Origin of the sequence: Pseudoclavibacter helvolus (assembly GCF_049707175.1) — a bacterium.
GTDB lineage: Bacteria > Actinomycetota > Actinomycetes > Actinomycetales > Microbacteriaceae > Pseudoclavibacter > Pseudoclavibacter helvolus_A.
On record NZ_JBNAFM010000020.1, the window covers coordinates 14,177 to 34,094 of the forward strand.

Genomic DNA, 19,918 nt, shown 5'->3' on the forward strand with positions numbered 1-19,918 from the left:
ACAGCTCCTGTCGTAGGATAGCGGGCTGTCCATCGTCTACCGTCGAGAGAGGAAGAGGCCATGCCAAAGGAGCAAGGGACAAAGCCTGTCGCGACGAATCGTCGAGCCAGGCACGACTACCTCATCGAGGACACCCTCGAAGCGGGCATCGTCCTCAACGGAACCGAGGTCAAGTCGCTTCGCCAGGGGCGAGCGTCCCTCGTCGACGGCTACGCGTACATCGATCGCGGTGAGGCATGGCTCGATGCCGTGCACATCCCCGAGTACCTCGAGGGCACCTGGAACAACCACGCTCCGCGGCGCAAGCGGAAGCTGCTCCTGCACAAGGAGCAGATCCGGAAGCTCGCGATGAAGACCAAGGAAGGCGGGTACACGCTCGTCCCGTTGACGCTGTACTTCCTGAACGGTCGGGCCAAGGTCGAGCTTGCGGTGGCCAAGGGAAAGCGCGAATTCGACAAGCGCCACGCCCTGCGCGAGCGTCAAGACAAGCGCGAGGCGGACCGCGCCGTTGCTTCCCGCAAGTACATGGGGGAGTAGCGACACCTTCGTCTTGCCCGAGGCTCGGGCCAGCGAGATCACCAAAACGGCCCCTGATCCGAATGGATCAGGGGCCGTTTCGCGGTCTCGAGCGGCGCCGCTATCGCACGCTCTCGACGAGGGATGCGATCGAGCTCTCGTGCGCGGAGAGCAGCGTCTTCAGGCTGCGTGACTGCCACCCGCGGTCGGTCTGCCCGTTCGACGCCGGGTCGGCGCTCCACCAGGCGGTCTGCACGGCCGCGTCTGCCGCATCGAAGGAGTCGAACATGGCGGTGAAGAGCGGAGCGGAGTTCGCGAACGGCACTGCCCCGACCGTCAGGTTGAGCGCCTCCGAACGGTACGAGTCGGAGGCCGCTTGCGCCGCATCCGCCGCCTTGCCGAACTCGGTGCTGTAGCTCGTGCAGACGTCGGCGAGCTCATCGAGGAAGCACTCCGAGGCGGCGAGGTCAGCGATGCCCCGGTAGAAGTCGACATAGGTCGACTTGATGGCGTCGGCGATCTTCGTCCCGATGTTCGGGTCGCTGTAGTCCGGGCAGCCGGTCGACACGTTGCAGGGGTAGTACAGGTTGTTGCCGAGGTCGATGTTCTGACCATCGGGGATCGTGAACACCGTGGAGGACAACGCCGCAAGCTGCGTGCCGAAGGTGTTGTAGATCGAGTTGTACTTCGGGAACGTCTCGCAGAACTGTTGCAGGGCTGCGACGTCCGCACTGGCCGTGTCTGCGAAATTCGCGACGATGTCGCGACGTTCGGTGAGGTCGTCGCTCTCGGTCTGCGCTGCCTTGTACGCCTCGGAGGCGTCAGCGCCATCCTCGACCGTCAGCGAGGGCACGGTGGATGCGGCCAGGTCGGTGATCGTGGTCTCAGCCGTCGCGACGTTCCCGCAGCGCGTCGAGAAGTCCGACATCTGGGCCGCCGACTGCGAGAAGAAGTCGGTGTTCTCGCCGAGTGCCGCAGAGATCGTGACGTTGGAGGCCGTGTCGAGGTTCTCGCTGGTCCAGTCTGCGTAGTGCGCGTCGAGGTCGGCCTGGAAGGCGGCCGCGAGCTCGTCGCCGCGGTTCACGTTGTTGTTGTGGATGGTGACCGGGATGGCCACGGCCGCGCCGACGAGCACCACCACGCCGACGATGGCGGGGATCAGGATCGCGGGCTTGCGGAACCATGGCTTCTTCCTGGCCGGTGCTCCATTGCCGTACTCGTTGGGGCCGGCGGGACCGCCGCCCTGGAAGCCGCCGCCGTTGCCGCCGAATCCGGGGGCGCCTCCGGGCTGGCCGGGGGCCTGGCCGGGCGCGTAGGGAGTCGGAGTCTGGCTCTCGGGCGGGCCGTTCCACGCGCCCGCCTGCTGAGCGCCAGCGCCATACGCTGGGGCTCCGAATGCCGGGGCAGCAGCCTCAGGAGCGGTGGAGCCGAAGGGCGGCGCGTGGTTCGGCGCACTCTCGCCGGCACCGTACGAGGGGGCTTCGAAACCGCTTGGTGCCGAGCCGGTGACGGCATGGCCCGACTCTGGTGAGTTCCAGGTGGGGTTCTGTGTCGTAGGTGCGTCCTGGGCTTCCGGCGCCGATTGTCCCCAGACGGGTGCAGACGGCTGCTGGTCCCATCCTGCGGGGGCCTGCGGCTCCGGGGCCTGATCGTTGTTCCAGTTCGCCGGTGCTTGCGGTGGCGTCTGCTCCCAGCTGGGGGCTGCGGGGTCGCCCGAGTCGATGATCTCGGTCTGATTGTTGTCGCCAAGGCCGAGGACCGCGGTCTGGTTCGTCTCACCGAAACCAAGAACCTCGGTGCTGTTCTGCTCTGTGCCGGGCTGTTCGTCGAAGGGGGCCTCGGCGGAAGCGTGCTCCGGCTCCGGCACCTGCTCCGCCTCGGCGTGCGGCTCGGCCGGACGGCCGAAGTGGGCGCCGAAGCCCTCGTGCCCCGTCGCGTCGCCACCTGTCGCTTCGCCATCCGCGGCTGCGTTCGCGTTCACGTTCGTTTCCGACGGCTCCGGTGCAGCCGACTGCTCGGGCTGCGCCGGGTCACCGGCCTGTGTCTCCTGAGACTCGCCCCCGGACTCCTGGGCGTGTTCGTCGCCGTGCTCGGGCTTCTGCCAATTCGGGCGCCCGAATCCTTCAAAGTCATTGCCGCTCATGGGGTTCAGGGTACTGGTCCTCCCGGGAATCGCCTTCAGGCTTGCCCTGAGCCTCCCAGGACGTAGATTTCTCGGCCATCTTGACGTATGTTTAGGAGCTGCCGGTTTTGGCAGTTGTAACTCAACAGTGCTCATGACGTGGAACGCCGCCGAGGAGACTCGGCTCACGGGGATGATCGGTTTCGACATGACTGGTGAATCGGCGTGAAGCGGGTCGAGGATGCGGGGTTATCTCGTTAACGCCCCTCGCAAAACATAGGTGCTAACGCTAAGCGCACCGACTTCGCCCTCGCTGCTTAAGCGAGTCCGATAGTCCGTCAGCCCGGGGGTGTTCCCGCTCCGGTAGCTGGCGTCATTAAGGGAACTTGCTGCGGTGTTGTGTTTCAGGGCACCGCGGGACTTGCACTGGAACTGGGCTCGTCGATCAAGGTGTCTGTCCCCATGATCGGAGCCAAGTAGAACAGTAGACAGACTGCACCCGGAGAAGCCGCGGTTTCGTAGTTGTGGACGGGGGTTCGATTCCCCCCATCTCCACGAAACCCACGTCATGAGCACAGGCCCCGACCGCCAGCACACCGCTGGCGGGCCGGGGCCTTATTGGTTCACGGTGGGTCCCGGCTGGTCCGGTGTTCGGGCCGAAGCGCTTGCCGCAGGGGATGCGGAGCTTCAGTCGCGAGGCCATACGCCGGATGTGCCGCGCCGGTGGCTGCCGACCAGATGCGTGTCGACGATGCCAATGGCCTCCATGAGCGCGAACAGGTTGGTCGGGCCGACGAAGCTGAACCCACGGGCCTTGAGCCGCTTCGTCAGCAGCCGCGATTCGGCGCTGGTGCTCGGCACCTCCGCCGCTGAGGTTGGCCGTGGGGTGACGTGTGGCTTGGCGGCCCAGACGACCTCCTGCAGTGGCTCGTCTTCGCGAAGCGCGACGGTGGCTCGCGCGTTCTTGATGATCGAGGACAGCTTCAGGCGGTTGCGGATCACGCCAGGATCGAGCAGCAGTCGCTGCACGTCGTCGTCGTCGAACCGCGCGACGGTGTCGACGTCGAACCCGGCGAATGCCTCGCGAAGGAGCGGTCGGCGTTGCAGGATGAGCCGCCAGGAGAGGCCCGACTGGAAGATCTCGAGCGAGAGCCGCTCGAAGACGCCCCGTTCATCGGTGACTGGCATGCCCCACTCGGTGTCGTAGTAGGTCATGAGCAGCTGATCCTGACTGGCCCAGCGTGGGCGGGCGAGGCCGTCGTCACCGATGACGAGATCCGACGATGTCGTGGTTGCTGGCATGGGAATTCCTCTCGGGACGCGGAATCCTGCAATCTCCGTGGACCGGGAGGCGCACGGACGGCACTGATCGAGAACTTGCTGTGCTGAGCACGCTACTCGGCGCCACCGACACCCGGCGCGTCCATCCACAGGCGGGGACGCGCCAAGCGTCAGCTGTCGCGAGGCAGTCGGGACCCGGTCAGCTCGGCCCCGCCGGCGTCGGCCACGAGGCACACCATCGCGCGGTCACCGGCCGCCCAGCTGGTCTCGCTCGGAACGAGGTGGAGCGGTACGAGACCGGCAGTCACGTCAGCCCCAAGCGCTGCGAAGTCGGCCGCACACAGCGCATCCGCCTCAGTGGCCAGCTCCGCATCCCCGGGAAACGCATCGCCGAGCGAGGTCGGCGTGACCGACAGCACTTCGTACAGGTGCGGCGACTCGCAGGTCTCCTCGAGGGTCGCGAGCTTCCGCTCGGCGTCTGACGAAAAGCAGTCGCCGACGGCGAGCTCCGCGACCGGAACGACCCGCGGCGCCTCCGACGAACCGCTGCACGCTACGAGCGCACCTCCCACGAGCAGCAGAGTCAGGAGCGATGCAGAGAATCGGTAGGCCACCAGACCAGGCTAGCTGGCGGAACCCTCCGCGGTGCCAGCTGTCGGCTGGCCGTCGACGGGAGTCACGATGCAGAGAACCTCGCGATCGCCGCCGGCCCACGATTCTGCGCTCGGCACGATCCCCGTGTAGTTCCAGCTCGTGAGGCGCGGTTCCGCGCCGATGAAGCCGGTGAACGCGGCGGAGCAGATGTCCTCGAGCGCCGTGTCGACCGCAGCATCGCCGGGGAAGGTGTCACCGCCCGACATGTTTTCGGAGTGGTAGGCCTCGTAGGTGTGCAGGGTGTCGCAGTTCGGGAAGAGTTCCGCGTCGTCCGCGCCGGACTCGAGATCGAAGCAGTCCCCGACCAGGAGGTCCTCAATGCCGGTCATCGTCCCGGCGACGAACGTCGGCTCAGGGGTCGGCGTGGGGGTGGCGCTCTCGGTCGGCGACGCCGACTCCGTCGACTCCGAGGTCGACGTGGTCTCGGTGGTGACGCTTGGGTCGGCGCCGCCAGCGAGTGTGGTCACCAGAGTGCATCCGCTGAGCATGAGGAGGGCGGCGAGGCCCAGGGATGCGCCTGCGGCGCTTCGGACGGCGGTTCGCATCGTTGCTCCTCGAGGGGGTGAACTGGGTCAGAGCTCCTGGCCGCTCGTGACGACGCGGCGCGCCAAGTCTATGGCGGGCTTCCCGAGGAACACCACAGAACCGGTTCGGGCGACCCGTCGGACCGGGGGAGCGATCGGCGTAGCATGTGCTTCATATGTCAAGAGACGCGCCTTCCCCCACGCAGCAGTCATCGACACCCCGTGAGGGGCACCCGGAAGCGGCGGATGCGGTGAGCACTCGCTCGCAGGCGTCGCGCTGGCCGGCGTTTGCCGTGTGCTCCGCGGTGGCGGTGCTCACGATCCTCGACCTCGCGAAGGTCAACGTGACCCTCGGGCCGATCGAGCACACCCTGGGAGCGGCGTCCTCGGACGTGCAGCTGATCGTGGCGGGCTACGTCCTAGCGTTCGGTATCCTTCTGGTGCCTTCCGGTCGGCTGGGTGACCTCTGGAACCGTAAGCGATTGTTCCTGATCGGACTGACCGCCTTCGGGCTCGCCTCACTCGTGTGTGCGCTCAGCGTCAGCACGGAGATGCTCATCGTCGGGCGCATCCTGCAGGGCTTCGCGGCGGGCATCCTCATGCCCCAGGTCCTTGGTCTCATCCAGCAGCTCTTCACAGGCCAGGAACGTGGGCGCGCGTTCGGCATCTTCGGCGCAATTGTCGGTCTCGGTACGGCGTTCGGGCCGACGATCGGCGGCTTGCTGATCGGGCTGCTGGGGGAGGAGGCTGGCTGGCGGTGGACCTTCGCCATGAACGTCCCGCTCGCGCTCGTGGTCCTGCCCTTCGCCTGGAGGCTGCTCCCGTCCAGGCAGACCGTGGCCCGCGGGCAGACACTCGATCTCTTCGGCGTCGCGCTGCTCGGCATCGCCGTGCTGACGACGATGCTGCCCTTCGTCCTGACCTCCGGGCAGAGCACCGACAACCCTGCGCGGTGGTGGCTGCTGGTGCCGGCCCTGGCGTTCTTCGTCGCCTTCATCTTCTGGGAGCGGCGATATCTCCGCGTCGGCAAGACACCGGTCGTCGACTTCGCCCTGTTCCGAACACCGTCGTACCGCTACGGGGTCCTCATCACGACGCTCTTCTTCGCCGCGATGCCGGTGGGGTTCCTGCTCGTGACGCTCTTCCTGCAACAGGGGCTCGGGCACCCCGCCGTCCTCGTCGGGGCGGTGTCCGTTCCGTATGCCTTGACGTCTGCGGTGGTCGCGGCGGTCTCAGGCAAGTGGACCTTCCAGCACGGGGCCACACTGGTCGCCGTTGGCGTCGCACTCTTCGCAGCGGGGTACGCCGTGGTCCTCATCGTGACCCAGGTCTCCGACGCGGAGCTCGCGCCCTACCTCGTGAGCGCGTCGCTCATCATCTCCGGCGCGGGGGCCGGCCTTGTGATGGGCGCGAACCAGATGCGCATGCTCCTCCACGTGCCCGTCGAGCAGGCGGGAATCGCGGGGTCGTTCGCCCAGGTCGGCCAGCGTCTCGGGAACGCGATGGGCTTGGCGATCGGAAGTTCGGTGTTCTTCGCCGGGGTAGCCGCCCTGCAGGTCATGGGCTCCGCTGGCCCCGACACGAGCTCGCCCGTGGTGCAGGAGGCCTACCGTGCGTCGGTCGCCGGTGGGTTGCTCGTGGTCATCGGGCTGTCCATCCTCACGCTGGTGGTCGCGATCGTCGACCTCGTCGGCCACCGCAGGCGCCAATCAGCGCACTTGACCGCAGACTGACGGCCCAGCACTGGGTCCCGGTTACCGGGCTGACAGTGCGGAGAGCGCCTGCTGGTGCAGCAACCCGTTCGTGGCGAGGGCGCTTCCGTGCCAGGGTCCCTCTTCGCCGTCCATGCTCGTGAACGTGCCGCCGGCCTCGACGACGATCGGCACGATCGCGGCCATGTCGTACGGCTGCAGGTCGAACTCGCCCGCGATCTCGAGCGCCCCTTCGGCCACGAGCATGTACGACCAGACCTCGCCAACGGCCCGGGTGCGCCACACGCTCCTGCTGAACTCGAGCAGCTGCGCCGAACGGCCCGCCTCATCCCATCCCTTCAGGCTGTTGTAGCTGAGGGATGCGCGTTCAAGCTGGTCGACGCCGCTCACCTGGATGCGGCGGTCGGTGGCGACATCGCTGTCACTGAGGTCGTCGTCAAGGTAGGCGCCCTGGCCCGTCGCTCCCCACCAGCGGCGGTTGAGTCCCGGTGCCGAGACGACGCCGACCTCCGGTACGCCGTCGATGACCAGCGAGATGAGCGTCGCCCAGATCGGGATGCCTCGCATGAAGTTCGCCGTGCCGTCGATCGGGTCGATGATCCACTGGCGGCGCGAGGTTCCCTGGGAGCCGTACTCCTCGCCGAGGATCGAATCGCCAGGTCGAGTCTCCGCGAGGCGAGTTCGGAGGGCCTGCTCGACTGCCCGGTCCGCATCCGTCACGGGCGTGCGGTCTTCCTTCTCGTACACGCCGAGGGAGCGCGAGTTGAAGTGCTGCATCGAGATCTTGTCTGCGATGTCGGCGAGCTCCCGCGCGAGGCGCAGGTCGGAGGAGAGCGGATGCAGGAGTTCAGTGGCCACACGGCCAGCCTAAGCCAGAGCTCGACTCAATAGGCCGCGTCTGCCGCTTGGTCGAGCGACATGAAGAGGCGTCGCAGGGAGTCGAGGCGAGCGACACCCGCGTCGTCCAGCGCGCCGTCACGCACGGCGTCGTCGAGGGCGCAGTCGGGTGCGTCCGCGCGGTGCGTGCATCCGCGAGGGCAGTCCTCAGCGATCGTCGCGAGCTCGGTGAACCCGCGGAGCACGTTGTCGCGATCGACGTGGCCGAGTCCGAAGGAACGAACGCCCGGCGTATCGATGATCCACCCCGTCTGCCCCTCGGCGTCTTCGACGCGCACTGCGAGCGTGGAGGAGGAGGTGTGCCGCCCGCGGCCGGTGACCGCGTTGACCACCCCGGTCTCACGCAGCGTGCCAGGTACGAGGGCGTTCACGAGCGTCGACTTGCCGACACCGGAATGCCCGACGGCCACGGTCGTGTGCCCGGCGAGGGCTGCACGGAGCTCGTCGATCGGCTCGCCACCCGGACGGGACTCGAATACGCGCACGCCGAGCGGCTCGACCAGCGCGCGAAGCTCGTCGGCCGGCGCGACATCGGTCTTCGTGAGCACCAGCAGCGGTTGGATGCCAGCGTCGAGGGCGGCGACGAGGTACCGGTCGATGAGCCTCGGCCGAGGCTCGGGCTGCGCCGTCGCGGCGACGATCAGCATCTGATCCGCGTTCGCGACGATGACACGCTCGACCTGGTCGGTGTCGTCGGCGCTCCGGCGCAGCAGCGTCTTCCGCTCGCAGATTCGCACGATGCGCGAGAGGCTACCCGCGTCACCCGAGGTGTCGCCCACGAGGTCGACGAGGTCGCCCGTGACGATCGCAGTGCGTCCGATCTCGCGCGCCTTCGCCGCGGTCACGGTGCGCTCATCCGCAGCGCCTTCCTCCAGCAGCACCGTGTAGCGGCCGCGGTCGACGGTGATGACCCGTCCGGTCACGGCATCGGTGTGCTTCGGCCGCTGTTTGGAGCGCGGCTTGTTCGCCTTCGGGTTGGGGCGGACGCGGATGTCGTCCTCATCCCAGTCGCCGTAGGCGTCGAACGCGTCGCCGAGTGAGCGGGACACGGTCAGATGGCGAAGGCCGCGAGGTCGACGCTGCCGTCGTCCTCGCCCTCGTCTGGGGAGTCGCCCGAGCCCTGCGCCAGCATGTCCTGCCAGAGCTGCGTGAACTGGGGCAGCGTCTTGCTGGTCGCGTTGATGTCGTCGACTGTGATGCCCTCGATCGCGAGGCCGACGATCGCACCTGAGGTTGCCATGCGGTGGTCCTCGTAGGCGCGCCACTCGTGCGCCCTCCGCGGCCCTGGGACGATCTCGAGTCCGTCCTCGAGCTCAGTGACCTCGCAGCCGATGCCGCGCAGCTCAGCCGCAATGGCCGCGACGCGGTCGGTCTCGTGGCCGCGCAGGTGGGCGATGCCGGTGATGCGGCTCGTGGTCGAGCAAAGTCCGCACAGCGCAGCCAGGTTTGGTGCGAGTTCGCCAGCCTCAGACAGGTCGAGATCGACCCCCGGAACCTCAGCGCCTTGGGCGATGCCGAGCTCGACGGTGCAGGTCAGCACGCCGTCCGCGACCTCGATCTTCGCGCCGAAGAGCGGGAGCAGGTGCTGTAGGTGTGAGCCAACCTGCGTCGTCGACTCGGGCCAGTCCTCAATCGAGACGCTGCCGCCCGCGACGATCGCGGCGATCAGGAACGGCTCCGCGTTCGAGAGATCGGGTTCGATCGTCAGCTCGCGTCCATCGATCGGGCCTGCGCTGACACGCCAAGTGCCCGCCACAGAGGCGTCGATCTCAACCCCACGGTCGCGGAGCGCGGCGAGCGTCATGTCGATGTGGGGCTGGCTGGGAACCCGCTCGCCCGAATGGACGAGCGTGAGTCCGTCCGCGAAGCGCGCCCCGGCCATAAGCAGGCCAGAGACGAACTGGCTCGAGGCCCCCGCGTCGATCGTGATCTCGCCGCCCGCCACTTCGCCTGTGCCGTAGAGCGAGAACGGCAGATTGCCCCTGCCGTCGTCCCGAACCTCGACGCCGAGCGCTTTCAGCGCATCCACCGTGCCCTTCATGGGGCGCCGGCGAGCAGCCTCGTCGCCGTCGAAGGCAACGGGGCCGAGGGCGAGGGATGCGAGGGGAGGGACGAAGCGCATGACCGTGCCCGCGAGCCCGCAGTCGATGGAGACGCCACCCTCGAGCTCGCCTGGGACGACTTCGAGGTCATTGCCAAACCGGCCGTCACCGGGCACCTCGGTGATCTGCGTGCCCAGCTGACGCAGCGCCTCGATCATCAGCTCGGTGTCTCGTGCCCACAGCGGGTGCCGCAGTTTCGACGGCTCAGCACCGAGCGCCGAGAGCACCAGCTCGCGGTTCGTAAGGCTCTTCGAACCCGGAACCTGCAGGCGCGCATCGATAGGCGAAGTCGCCGTCGGGGCCTCCCAGGGGCCGTCGCCGAGGGTCAGCGGCTCGCTGCCCTCATCGTCTCGGTACAGGTCGAAGCGTGGTCCGGAATAGCCAAAGATCTCCATTGGTTGACAACGATACCGCCAGTGGCGCTCATGCCACCGGATATTCCGCATCCGCCAGGCATCGAACAGGAGGGAAGCGCTTGCAATCAACGCTCGCACCGCCGAGGCGTCAAGCCGCCGAACGGTACACGGCAGTACACTCACGCGTAATGAGTGAGCAGAAGTCGCCGCAGGCGACCCCAGACCAGGACGAACTCCGGCAGCTGTTCGAGGAGCAGGCGCTGCAGTACATCGACCAGTTGTACGCGGCAGCAATGCGCATGACTCGAAACCCCGCAGATGCGCAGGACCTCGTGCAGGAGACCTTCGTGAAGGCGTTCGTCGCTTTCGCGCGCTTCGAGCAGGGCACGAACCTCAAAGCGTGGCTCTACCGCATCCTCACCAACCTCTTCATCAACTCGTACCGGAAGAAGCAGCGCGAGCCCTACGCGAACGCGCTCGAGGACCTCGAGGACTGGCAGCTGGGCGGCGCCGAGTCGGCGACCGCGCAGACCTCGTCGCGGTCCGCCGAGGCTGAGGCCATTGACCACCTTCCCGACTCGACGGTGAAGGACGCCCTCCAGGCGATCCCGGAGGACTTCCGCCTCGCGGTGTTCCTCGCGGACGTGGAGGGCTTCTCCTACAAGGAGATCGCAGACATCATGAAGACCCCCGTCGGCACCGTCATGTCGCGGTTGCACCGCGGCCGGCGACTGCTTCGCGAACGCCTCACCGGCTATGCGCGAGAGAACGGCATCATTCCGGCCCTTGACGGGGACGAGCAGGAAACAGGGAGCAAGAAATGACCGATTGCGGTTGCGAGAAAGCCAAGGACGCCCTCGAGGAGTACCTGCGCAACGAACTCGCCAGCACCGACGCGAGCGACATCCGCGAGCACCTCGAGCACTGCAAAGACTGCGAGAGCGAGCTCCACGTCAATCGCTCCCTCATGGAGGTCGTGCAGCGCGCCTGCAAGGAACGCGCTCCAGAGGAGCTGCGACTGCACGTGCTCGAGCAGCTGCGCAACATCCAGCGCTCGCACGGCACGCCAGTCGCGAACTGAGACGACTGAGGCCGACCGAGTGGGGAGCGGATGACCGCCGGGGCTGACGATGCCGCGTGGGCGCACCTCGCAGCGAACCTGACGCGCATCGTTGCCGAACTCGAGGCAGGCGGTGCGCGGACCGAGACGCTCGCGACACTCGTCGAACGCCGTCCGCTGCTGGGCGTCTCGCGCCGTCCGATCATGCGCCGCGTGTCTCGCGTGTGGCGATTGCGAGAGTTGCTGCTGGATGAGCGAGCCTCGGTGTACCGTGTCGGCTCGGTCATCAGGGTCGCGAAGCAACCGGACCACTACAGTGAGCAGTCGACGCTCGCAGCCGAGCGCCGCCGCGTGCAGCTCGCCGCAGTGCGTTCGGGCTTCGAGCTCGGCGAGACGGTGAACTACGACGCCACGAGCCTCGAACTCTCCGACGCCAACGGGCGGGACGCGCATCCGGGAATCGAGGTCAGCGACGGCGAGGTCGTCGTGCACTGGGGCGCCGTACCCGGTGCTGCGTCGGCCGACGGAGCTGCCAGCGCGTCACCGCTCGTGCCCTACCTCGACGATGCGGTGGCGCTGCTCATCGGTCGCTGAGCGCGAGGCGTGTCTGGGCGGAGGCGAGCCGCGCCAACTCCGCGTGCAGGCGCGAGCTCAACGTGCAGGCGCAAGCTGAACGAGCAGGTGCACCGACGCGAGCAGGCGCCAGACCCGATTGCTCGGGACTGGCGCCTGCTTCGACCGCGTCTGCAGCCGTGTGACTACTCGGCGAGCACGCCCTCGATGAGCTCAGCCTGCTGGCGCTGGTGCGCCTTCATGGTGCCCACCGACGGCGCCGACGACTCGGGGCGGCTGACCACACGAATCGTGCGTCCCTCGAGCATCGGTGCGAGGTGCGTGCGGATGAAGGGCCAGGCTCCCTGGTTCTCAGGCTCGTCCTGCGCGTAGACGATCTCGGCGTTCGGGTACTCGGCGAGGATCCGGTTGATTTCCACGCCGGGCATCGGGTAGAACTGCTCGAGCCGCACGAGAGCGACCGAGGTGTCCTCGCGCTTGTCGAGCTCTGCGCGGAGGTCGTAGTGCAGCTTGCCGGCGTGCAGGACGACGCGTCGCACCGCGGCCTTGTCGGTGATGCGGTCGTCGTCGAGGACGGGGCGGAACGAGCCGTGCGTGAAGTCCTCGACGGGCGAGACCGCGCTGCGCAGGCGCAGCATCGACTTCGGCGTGAAGATCACGAGCGGCTTGCGCGGGCGCGCGTATGCCTGACGGCGCAGCAGGTGGAAGTGCGAGGCGGGCGTCGACGGCATCGCAACCGTCATGTTCTCCTCGGCTGCGAGCGTCAGGAAACGCTCGATGCGCGCCGACGAGTGGTCGGGGCCCTGGCCCTCGTAGCCGTGCGGGAGCAGCAGCACGACGCTCGAGCGCTGGTTCCACTTCTGCTCGGAGGCCGAGATGAACTCGTCGATGATGGTCTGCGCGCCGTTGACGAAGTCGCCGAACTGCGCTTCCCAGAGCACCAGCGCGTCAGGGCGCTCGACCGAGTAGCCGTACTCGAAGCCGAGCACCGCGTACTCGCTGAGGAACGAGTCGTAGATCGAGATCGGCGCCTGGTTGTCGCTCAGGTTCGACAGCGGCAGCCAGTTCTGGCCGTTGAGGCGGTCGTGGAAGAGCGCGTGCCGCTGCACGAACGTGCCACGGCGGGAGTCCTGGCCCGACATGCGCACGGGTGTGCCTTCCATGAGCAGGGAGCCAAGGGCGAGCAGCTCGCCGAAGGCCCAGTCGATGCCACCTTCGCGACTCATCTGCTCGCGCTTCGAGAGCACCGACTTGAGCTTCGTATGCACCGAGAAGCCCTCTGGCGTGTTCGCGTGGGCGTCGCCGATGGTCTCGATGACCTCACGAGCCACCGCCGTCGATTCGGGCTCTGAGCGGTGGTTCTCCTCGCGGGAGCCCACGGCCGAGAGCTCGGCAGCTGAGATGGGCGTCGACTGCGTCTGCGCCTGGTGTGTCTCGGCGAATGCGCGCTCGAGGCGGTCGTGGAAGTCCTTCTGCGCGGCGTCGAACTCGTCTTGCGTGATGTCGCCTCGGCCGACGAGCGCCTCGGCGTACAGCTTGCGAACGGAGCGCTTGGCCTCGATGAGGTTGTACATGAGCGGCTGCGTCATCGAGGGGTCGTCGCCCTCGTTGTGGCCGCGGCGACGGTACGAGATCAGGTCGATGACCACGTCGCGCTTGAAGCGCTGGCGGTAGGCGAACGCGAGTTCGGCGACACGGGCGACGGCCTCGGGGTCGTCGCCGTTCACGTGGAACACGGGCGCGGAGATGGCCTTCGCGACGTCGGTCGAGTACATCGAGGAGCGAGCATCGCGAGGGGTCGTCGTGAAGCCGACCTGGTTGTTGATGTTCACGTGGATCGTGCCGCCGGTGCGGTACGCGCGCAGCTGCGACATCTGCATCGTCTCGTAGACCACGCCCTGGCCTGCCATCGCCGCGTCTCCGTGGATGAGGATGGGCAGGACGGCGTCGCGGCCGTCGGCCTTGCGGTCGAGCTTGCCGCGCACGATGCCTTCGAGCACGCCGTTGACGGCTTCGAGGTGCGAGGGGTTTGCGGCGAGGTACACCGGGATCGTCGCGCCGGAGGCGGCGGTGAAGGTGCCCTCGATGCCGAGGTGGTACTTGACGTCACCCGAGTTGCCGCGGCCGGAGCTGGACTGGACACCCTCGAACTCGCGGAAGATCTGGCCGTAGGTCTTGCCGGCGATGTTCGTGAGCACGTTGAGTCGACCGCGGTGCGCCATGCCGATCGCGACCTCGTCGAGGTCCTCCTCGGCGGCGCCCTGGATGATCGTGTCGAGCAGCGAGATGACCGACTCAGAGCCCTCGAGCGAGAAGCGCTTCTGGCCCACGTACTTCGTCTGCAGGAAGGTCTCAAACGCCTCAGCCTCGTTGAGCTTGTTGAGGATGCGCATCTGCTCTTCGTGCGTGGGCTTGGTGTAGGGGTGCTCGAGCTGGTCCTGGAACCAGGCGCGCTGCTCCGGGTCCTGGATGTGCATGTACTCGATGCCGATCGTGCGGCAGTACGAGTCGCGGAGAATGCCGAGGATCTCGCGCAGCTTGAGCATGCGCTGGCTTCCCCCGAAGCCGTCCGCGACAAACTCGCGCTCGAGGTCCCAGAACGTCAGCCCGTGGTTCTCGATCTCGAGGTCGGGGTGCGTTCGCTGCACGTACTGCAGCGGGTCGATGTCGGCCATCATGTGGCCGCGGACGCGGTACATGTTGATGAGCTGCTGCACGCGCGCAGTCTTGTTGATCGCCGCGGCGAGGTCGACGTGGACGTCCTGCGACCAGACGACGGGCTTGTACGGGATGCGCAGCGAGGCGAAGATCTCCTCGTAGAAGTTGTGCTGCCCCGTGAGGTGCTCGTGCACGATCTTGAGGAACTCACCCGAGCCTGCACCCTGGATGACGCGGTGGTCGTAGGTGCTCGAGATGGTGAGGCGCTTGGAGATGGCGAGGTCGTCGATGACGTGCTGTGCCATGCCCTGGTAGGGGGCCGGGTAGTCGAGCGCGCCCGCACCGATGATGGCGCCCTGGCCCTTCATGAGCCTCGGCACCGACTGAAGCGTGCCCATGCCGCCCGGGTTCGTGAGCGAGATCGTGGTGCCCGCGTAGTCGTCGCCGCTGAGCTTGTTCTGCCGGCCGCGCTTGATCAGCTCCTCGTATGCGCCAAGGAACTCGCGGAAGTTCAGCGTCTCCGCCTGCTTGATGCTCGGCACGACGAGGGCGCGGGTCCCGTCGGGCTTTGGCACGTCGATGGCGATGCCGAGGTTGACGTGCGCCGGCTCGATCGCTGACGGCTTGCCGTCGATCTCGTCGTAGTAGACGTTCATGCTCGGGAACTTGATGAGCGCCTTGACCAGGGCCCAGCCGATGAGGTGCGTGAACGACACCTTGCCGCCACGAGTGCGACGCAGGTGGTTGTTGATCACGATGCGGTTGTCGATCATGAGCTTCGCGGGGATCTCTCGGTAGCTCGTCGCCGTCGGAACCTGGAGCGAGATGTCCATGTTCTTGGCGATGGCCTTCGACATGCCCTTCAGCGGCGAAACGATGTTCTCGCGAACGGGCGCCTTCTCCTTGTCGGCGGCAGGCGCATCCGCCGGAATCAGCTTCTCCTGCGGGGCGGCTGCAGTCGTCTTCGCCTGCTTGCGCGCCTCGCCCTCGGCAGCGGGCTTCGTCGCAGCCGCTGCGGCGGCCTGCGCGGGCTGAGCCGCCGGTGCCGCCTTCGCCGGAGCAGCACCCTGCTGCTTCGCGTACTGCTCGAGTGTCGGCCACCAGGCCTCATCGACACTCTTCGGGTCCTTGACGTACTTCTCGTACATCTCTTCGACGAGCCAATCGTTGGCCCCGAAATCGGACTTTGCTTCGTCTGTACCCGCACTGGTCAAATGACTCGCCACCTGAGTTCGTCTCGCGTTCGTCTAGTGATGCGGGACGCGCCGAATCTGGGCGGCGACCCCATCGAGTGACCAGCCTAACGCCCCTGGAGAGCGCTCTGCGCGAAAGTGGGCCGTTCAGGCACGTGGCCACGTAATCTGGCAGTCATGCACTTCTCTGGTCCCGCGCCCCACCACGAGCTCACCTACTCCGACGTGTTCCTCATCCCGAGCAGATCGGATGTGGGCTCGAGGCTCAACGTCTCGCTGGCGCCAGACGACGGAACCGGCATGACGATCCCGCTTGTCGCGTCGAACATGAACGCCGTGACCGGACCGCGCATGGCCGCCGCCATCGCGCGCCGCGGCGGGCTCGGCGTCCTGCCGCAGGACCTGTCGCTCGAGGACCTGCAGGCGGCGATTCGCTGGGTGAAGTCGCAGGACCCGGTGCTCGACACCCCGTTCTCGGCACCCGGCGACACCACGGTGGGGGCCGTGCTCGAGACCGTGCCGCCCGTCGCGGGCTTCGGCGTCGCCGTGCTCGGGTCCGGCGGAGACGTGCTCGGCGTGCTGCAGGCGACCACGCTCGCGCGTGTGCCTGAGGATGCGGTGCTCTCCGACCTACGTCACCACTTCGTCGATGAGCTCCCGGTGGAGCTCGCGCGTGACTCGCGCTCCGTCTTCAACTCGTTCGCGGCCTCAGGCGAGAGTTTCGCACCCGTGCGGACCGAGAGCGGCGCACTCGCCACCGTCACGGCCAGCGGAGCGCTGCGCAGCACGATCTACCAGCCGGCGCTGGATGCGGATGGGCGGCTCCGAGTCGCAGTCGCGATCGGCGTGTCGCGCGGTGCGCTCGAGCGGGCCAGGTCGTTGGTGGAAGCTGGTGCGGACGTGCTCGTCCTCGACACCGCTCACGGCCACCAGGGCAGCATGCTGCGAGCCCTCGAAGCGGTCCGTGGTGCCGAGCTCGGCGTCCCGATCGTCGCTGGGAACGTCGTCAGTGGCAGCGGCGTGCACGATCTGGTTTCCGCGGGTGCCAGCATTATCAAGGTCGGGGTCGGCCCAGGCGCGATGTGCACGACGCGCATGATGACCGCCGTCGGTCGCCCTCAGTTCTCTGCTGTCCTCGAGACCGCCGAGACTGCCCACGCCCTCGGTGCCCGCGTCTGGGCAGACGGGGGAGTCCGCTACCCCCGCGATGTTGCCCTCGCACTCGCCGCCGGCGGTTCTGCCGTCATGATCGGCTCGTGGTTTGCCGGCACCGTCGAGGCACCAGGGGTCGTGCGCACGGACGCCGCAGGCAACTGGTACAAGGAGTCCTTCGGCATGGCCTCCACTAAGGCGGTCGAAGCACGCTTCGGCGACCTGGAGCCATACGAGCGTGCCAGGAAGCTGCTCTTCGCGGAGGGCATCTCCTCGTCGAAGATCATGCTCGACCCGAAGCGGCCGGGGCTCGACGACCTGATCGACATGATCACGACGGGCGTGCGGTCATCGTTCACCTACGCGGGTGCTGACTCGGTTCCCGAGTTCCGTCAGCGGGCGAAGGTCGGCATTCAGTCGGCAGCTGGGTACGAAGAAGGCAAGGCCCTCCCGGTGTCCTGGTAGGGGCGGTCGGCTGAGGCGGGCTTGGATATACTGCGTGGCAACTATGGACGATGACCATCCTCCGCGATCCGCACCTCCACGACACTCGCATCTTCGGGGCGTGAGCTCTCCCCACGCACGGCGCGAGCCGACCCCTTGTCTTGAGGGCGGTGAGACGCGGTGAACGAATGGATCATGCTCGCCATCGGCGTGTTGCTGACGCTCGGCACGGGCGTGTTCGTCGGCTCGGAGTTCTCGCTTGTCAATCTCGACCGGAATGACCTCGAAAAGCGGCGCGAGCGCGGCGAGAAGCGGCTGACGCCGACGATCAACGCACTCAAGCACACCTCGACGCACCTCTCGAGCGCGCAGCTCGGTATCACCCTGACGACGCTGCTCACCGGTTACACGATGGAGCCGGCGATCTCGTCGCTCCTCGCGACGCCACTCGAGGCGGTCGGCCTTCCGGAGGACGCCGTTCGCCCGGTCGGCGCGGTGCTCGCGATCGTCATCGCGACGGCGCTCTCCATGGTCGTCGGCGAGCTCATCCCGAAGAACTTCGCGCTGGCGGTGCCGCGTACCACGGCGAAGTTCCTCGTCCCCCTGCAAGTGGCCTTCACGACGGTCTTCCGGCCCGCGGTCGCGGTGCTGAACGGCAGCGCGAACGGCCTGATCCGCTCGATCGGCATCGAGCCGAAGGAAGAGCTGTCCGGAGCGCGCACCGCGGAGGAGCTCTCGAGCCTGGTCCGACGTTCCGCGCTCGTCGGCATCCTCGAGGGCGAGCGGGCTGTGCTGCTCAGCCGCACGCTGCGCTTCTCCGACCACATCGCCGCCGACGTCATGACCCCCAGGCCCCGCGTGCAGTCAGTCGCCGTCGACGCCCCGGTGCAGGATCTCATCGACCTCGCGAAGTCGACCGGACACTCGCGGTTCCCGGTGACGGGGGAGGACATCGACGAGATCGTTGGCGTCGCCCATCTGAAGAACGCCGTGTCACTCCCACTCGAGCGTCGCCGGTCCGTGCCGATCGGCGCGATCAAGACCGATGCGTTGCTGGTCCCCGAGACACTGGGGCTCGACGAGTTGCTGGCGGAGCTGCGTTCCGGCGGCTTCCAACTCGCCGTCGTGCTCGACGAGTACGGCGGCACGAACGGGGTGGTGACCCTCGAGGACCTCGTCGAGGAGATCGTCGGCGAGCTCGTCGACGAGCATGATCGAGCGCATCTCGACGTCGTCCGGGCACAGGGGCGGACCACGTTCGACGGCATGCTCCGGCCGGACGAGGTCCGCGACCGCTTGAACATCGAGCTCGACGAGGATGGCCCGTTCGAGACGGTCGCCGGCTTCATCATGAACGCGCTCGAGCGCATTCCCGCCGTCGGCGACGAGGTGCAGGTGCCCGTCGGAACGTTCCGCGTCGACCGGATGGATGGGCGCCGGGTCGACCGCGTCGCGTTCACGCCCAATGAGTCTTACGAGTCGAGGGAGGCGCTCATGCAGCGCCTCGCCGACCAGCACGCCGAGAAGGAGCACCGTGGCTGAGTACTGGTCAGGACTCGCGTGGCTGGTGGTTCTGCTTGCGGCCAATGCGTTTTTCGTCGGGGCCGAGTTCGCCGTCATCTCCGCGAAGCGTTCGCAGATCGAGCCGCGGGCCGAGCGGGGCAGCAAGGCGGCGCAGCAGACGCTCTACGCCATGGAGCACGCGACGGGCATGCTGGCGACGAGCCAGCTTGGCATCACCGTGTGCTCGCTGCTGATCCTCAACGTCTCCGAGCCCGCGCTGCACCATCTGCTCGAGATCCCGCTCGCGGCGACCGGCTTGAGCGAGGAGATGATCTCGACGATCGCGTTCATCATTGCGCTGATCGTCGTGTCGTACCTCCACGTGGTGCTCGGCGAGATGGTTCCGAAGAACATCTCCTTCTCGATTCCTGACCGTGCGGCGCTGCTGTTGGCTCCTCCGCTGGTCTTCTTCTCGCGGCTGTTCGCACCTGTCATCTGGGCGCTGAATGGCATCGCGAACGCGACCCTTCGGCTCTTCGGCGTCGAGCCGAAGGCTGAGACGACGAGCGCCTTCACGTTCGACGAAGTGGCGGGGATCGTCGAGCAGTCGAAGCGCGAGGGTGTGCTCATGGACCGTGCTGGCACCCTGTCCAACACCTTCGAGTTCACGGCCAAGAAGGTCGCATCCGTCGCTCTCGCGGGCGATCAGCTGGTCGTGTTGCCCCCAGATGCGACGCCGGAAATGCTGCAGCGCGCCGTCTCCGAGCACGGGTTCTCGCGCTACATCATCCTCGATGGCGACGGCGGCTTCTCCGGGTACGTGCATCTCAAAGACGTGCTCGACCTCGACGAGCCGGGCGAGTTCGACCGGCCGATTCCGGCCAAGCGCATCCGCTCCCTCGACTCGATCCACGACGAGGCGGACCTCGAGGACGCCCTTGCGACCATGCGGCGCACCGGGAGCCATCTGGCTCGGGTCCTCGACCGCGAGGGCACGACGCGCGGCGTGCTGTTCCTCGAGGACATCATCGAGGAGCTCGTCGGCGAGATTCGGGACGCGACGGCACGGCACTGAGGGGTAGACGGACGCAGGGAGCCTGTGAGGCGCTGGCAGACGGCCCGCCGTCTCGTGGCCACGACTTGGCGTGTCGGCCTCGAAGGGCCAGGATGG

General features: G+C 67.3%; 16 protein-coding genes and 1 other RNA gene. 9 read left to right on the plus strand and 8 right to left on the minus strand.

Translation table 11 applies throughout. The annotated features are described in order from the left end of the window. Nucleotides 1–60: 60 nt before the first annotated feature. On the plus strand, nt 61–537 hold the full coding sequence (smpB, locus tag ACPYN9_RS14685) for an SsrA-binding protein SmpB (RefSeq protein WP_104241539.1): 477 nt from the start codon (nt 61–63) through the stop codon (nt 535–537). Between the two features lie 100 nt (nt 538–637). Here smpB and ACPYN9_RS14690 read toward each other — a convergent pair whose 3' ends face one another. After that, nucleotides 638–2,659: a hypothetical protein gene (locus tag ACPYN9_RS14690; RefSeq protein WP_424467291.1), complete on the minus strand. Its 2,022-nt coding sequence runs from the start codon at nt 2,657–2,659 to the stop codon at nt 638–640. A gap of 168 nt (nt 2,660–2,827) precedes the next feature. Between ACPYN9_RS14690 and ssrA the strand changes: the two genes are divergently transcribed. Next, nucleotides 2,828–3,196, plus strand: a transfer-messenger RNA (tmRNA) gene (gene ssrA, locus ACPYN9_RS14695). A gap of 129 nt (nt 3,197–3,325) precedes the next feature. Here the strand turns inward: ssrA and ACPYN9_RS14700 are convergent. The 3 genes from ACPYN9_RS14700 to ACPYN9_RS14710 all read right to left on the minus strand — a co-directional run bounded on the left by ACPYN9_RS14700 (nt 3,326) and on the right by ACPYN9_RS14710 (nt 5,118). Then, on the minus strand, nt 3,326–3,940 hold the full coding sequence (locus ACPYN9_RS14700; protein WP_424467292.1) for a DNA-3-methyladenine glycosylase I: 615 nt from the start codon (nt 3,938–3,940) through the stop codon (nt 3,326–3,328). Between the two features lie 149 nt (nt 3,941–4,089). Continuing rightward, nucleotides 4,090–4,533, minus strand: a complete 444-nt coding sequence (locus ACPYN9_RS14705; protein ID WP_424467293.1) for a septum formation family protein — start codon at nt 4,531–4,533, stop codon at nt 4,090–4,092. 9 nt (nt 4,534–4,542) lie between these two features. Then, nucleotides 4,543–5,118 carry a septum formation family protein gene (locus ACPYN9_RS14710; RefSeq protein WP_424467294.1) on the minus strand — a complete coding sequence of 192 codons (576 nt, stop codon included), beginning with the start codon at nt 5,116–5,118 and terminating at the stop codon, nt 4,543–4,545. A 155-nt stretch (nt 5,119–5,273) separates the two neighbouring features. Between ACPYN9_RS14710 and ACPYN9_RS14715 the strand changes: the two genes are divergently transcribed. Next, entirely contained in the window at nt 5,274–6,830 is a 1,557-nt protein-coding gene (locus tag ACPYN9_RS14715; RefSeq protein ID WP_424467295.1) for an MFS transporter, read from the plus strand. Between the two features lie 21 nt (nt 6,831–6,851). Here ACPYN9_RS14715 and ACPYN9_RS14720 read toward each other — a convergent pair whose 3' ends face one another. Genes ACPYN9_RS14720 through aroA form a run of 3 tightly spaced genes read right to left on the minus strand, consistent with a single transcriptional unit; the run spans nt 6,852 to nt 10,203 of the window. Further along, nucleotides 6,852–7,667 carry an inositol monophosphatase family protein gene (locus ACPYN9_RS14720; RefSeq protein WP_424467296.1) on the minus strand — a complete coding sequence of 272 codons (816 nt, stop codon included), beginning with the start codon at nt 7,665–7,667 and terminating at the stop codon, nt 6,852–6,854. 26 nt (nt 7,668–7,693) lie between these two features. Then, the gene (gene rsgA / locus ACPYN9_RS14725; protein ID WP_424467297.1) at nt 7,694–8,755 is read right to left on the minus strand and encodes a ribosome small subunit-dependent GTPase A; all 1,062 of its coding nucleotides are present in this window, start codon (nt 8,753–8,755) and stop codon (nt 7,694–7,696) included. Nucleotides 8,756–8,757: 2 nt separating this feature from the next. Continuing rightward, nucleotides 8,758–10,203 carry a 3-phosphoshikimate 1-carboxyvinyltransferase gene (aroA, locus tag ACPYN9_RS14730; protein ID WP_424467298.1) on the minus strand — a complete coding sequence of 482 codons (1,446 nt, stop codon included), beginning with the start codon at nt 10,201–10,203 and terminating at the stop codon, nt 8,758–8,760. Nucleotides 10,204–10,352: 149 nt separating this feature from the next. On the opposite strand from aroA, the gene ACPYN9_RS14735 reads away from it, so the two are divergent. Genes ACPYN9_RS14735 through ACPYN9_RS14745 form a run of 3 tightly spaced genes read left to right on the plus strand, consistent with a single transcriptional unit; the run spans nt 10,353 to nt 11,818 of the window. After that, nucleotides 10,353–10,988, plus strand: coding sequence for a sigma-70 family RNA polymerase sigma factor (locus ACPYN9_RS14735; protein ID WP_104312180.1), 636 nt, complete (start codon nt 10,353–10,355; stop codon nt 10,986–10,988). Beyond that, the gene (locus ACPYN9_RS14740; protein ID WP_424467299.1) at nt 10,985–11,245 is read left to right on the plus strand and encodes a zf-HC2 domain-containing protein; all 261 of its coding nucleotides are present in this window, start codon (nt 10,985–10,987) and stop codon (nt 11,243–11,245) included. Before ACPYN9_RS14735 ends, ACPYN9_RS14740 begins: the two co-directional genes overlap by 4 nt. Before the next feature lie 30 nt (nt 11,246–11,275). Next, complete coding sequence (locus tag ACPYN9_RS14745) at nt 11,276–11,818, plus strand: hypothetical protein (protein ID WP_424467300.1); 543 nt, start codon at nt 11,276–11,278, stop codon at nt 11,816–11,818. A 164-nt stretch (nt 11,819–11,982) separates the two neighbouring features. Here ACPYN9_RS14745 and ACPYN9_RS14750 read toward each other — a convergent pair whose 3' ends face one another. After that, nucleotides 11,983–15,681 (minus strand): multifunctional oxoglutarate decarboxylase/oxoglutarate dehydrogenase thiamine pyrophosphate-binding subunit/dihydrolipoyllysine-residue succinyltransferase subunit, encoded by a 3,699-nt coding sequence (locus ACPYN9_RS14750; RefSeq protein ID WP_424467301.1) that lies wholly within the window; start codon nt 15,679–15,681, stop codon nt 11,983–11,985. Between the two features lie 144 nt (nt 15,682–15,825). Here ACPYN9_RS14750 and ACPYN9_RS14755 point away from each other — a divergent pair, with 144 nt between their 5' ends. The 3 genes from ACPYN9_RS14755 to ACPYN9_RS14765 all read left to right on the plus strand — a co-directional run bounded on the left by ACPYN9_RS14755 (nt 15,826) and on the right by ACPYN9_RS14765 (nt 19,822). Further along, nucleotides 15,826–17,265: a GuaB1 family IMP dehydrogenase-related protein gene (locus ACPYN9_RS14755; RefSeq protein WP_424467302.1), complete on the plus strand. Its 1,440-nt coding sequence runs from the start codon at nt 15,826–15,828 to the stop codon at nt 17,263–17,265. Nucleotides 17,266–17,439: 174 nt separating this feature from the next. Next, nucleotides 17,440–18,786: a hemolysin family protein gene (locus ACPYN9_RS14760; RefSeq protein WP_424467327.1), complete on the plus strand. Its 1,347-nt coding sequence runs from the start codon at nt 17,440–17,442 to the stop codon at nt 18,784–18,786. Then, the gene (locus tag ACPYN9_RS14765) at nt 18,779–19,822 is read left to right on the plus strand and encodes a hemolysin family protein (protein WP_424467303.1); all 1,044 of its coding nucleotides are present in this window, start codon (nt 18,779–18,781) and stop codon (nt 19,820–19,822) included. Before ACPYN9_RS14760 ends, ACPYN9_RS14765 begins: the two co-directional genes overlap by 8 nt. The last annotated feature ends 96 nt before the right edge of the window (nt 19,823–19,918 follow it).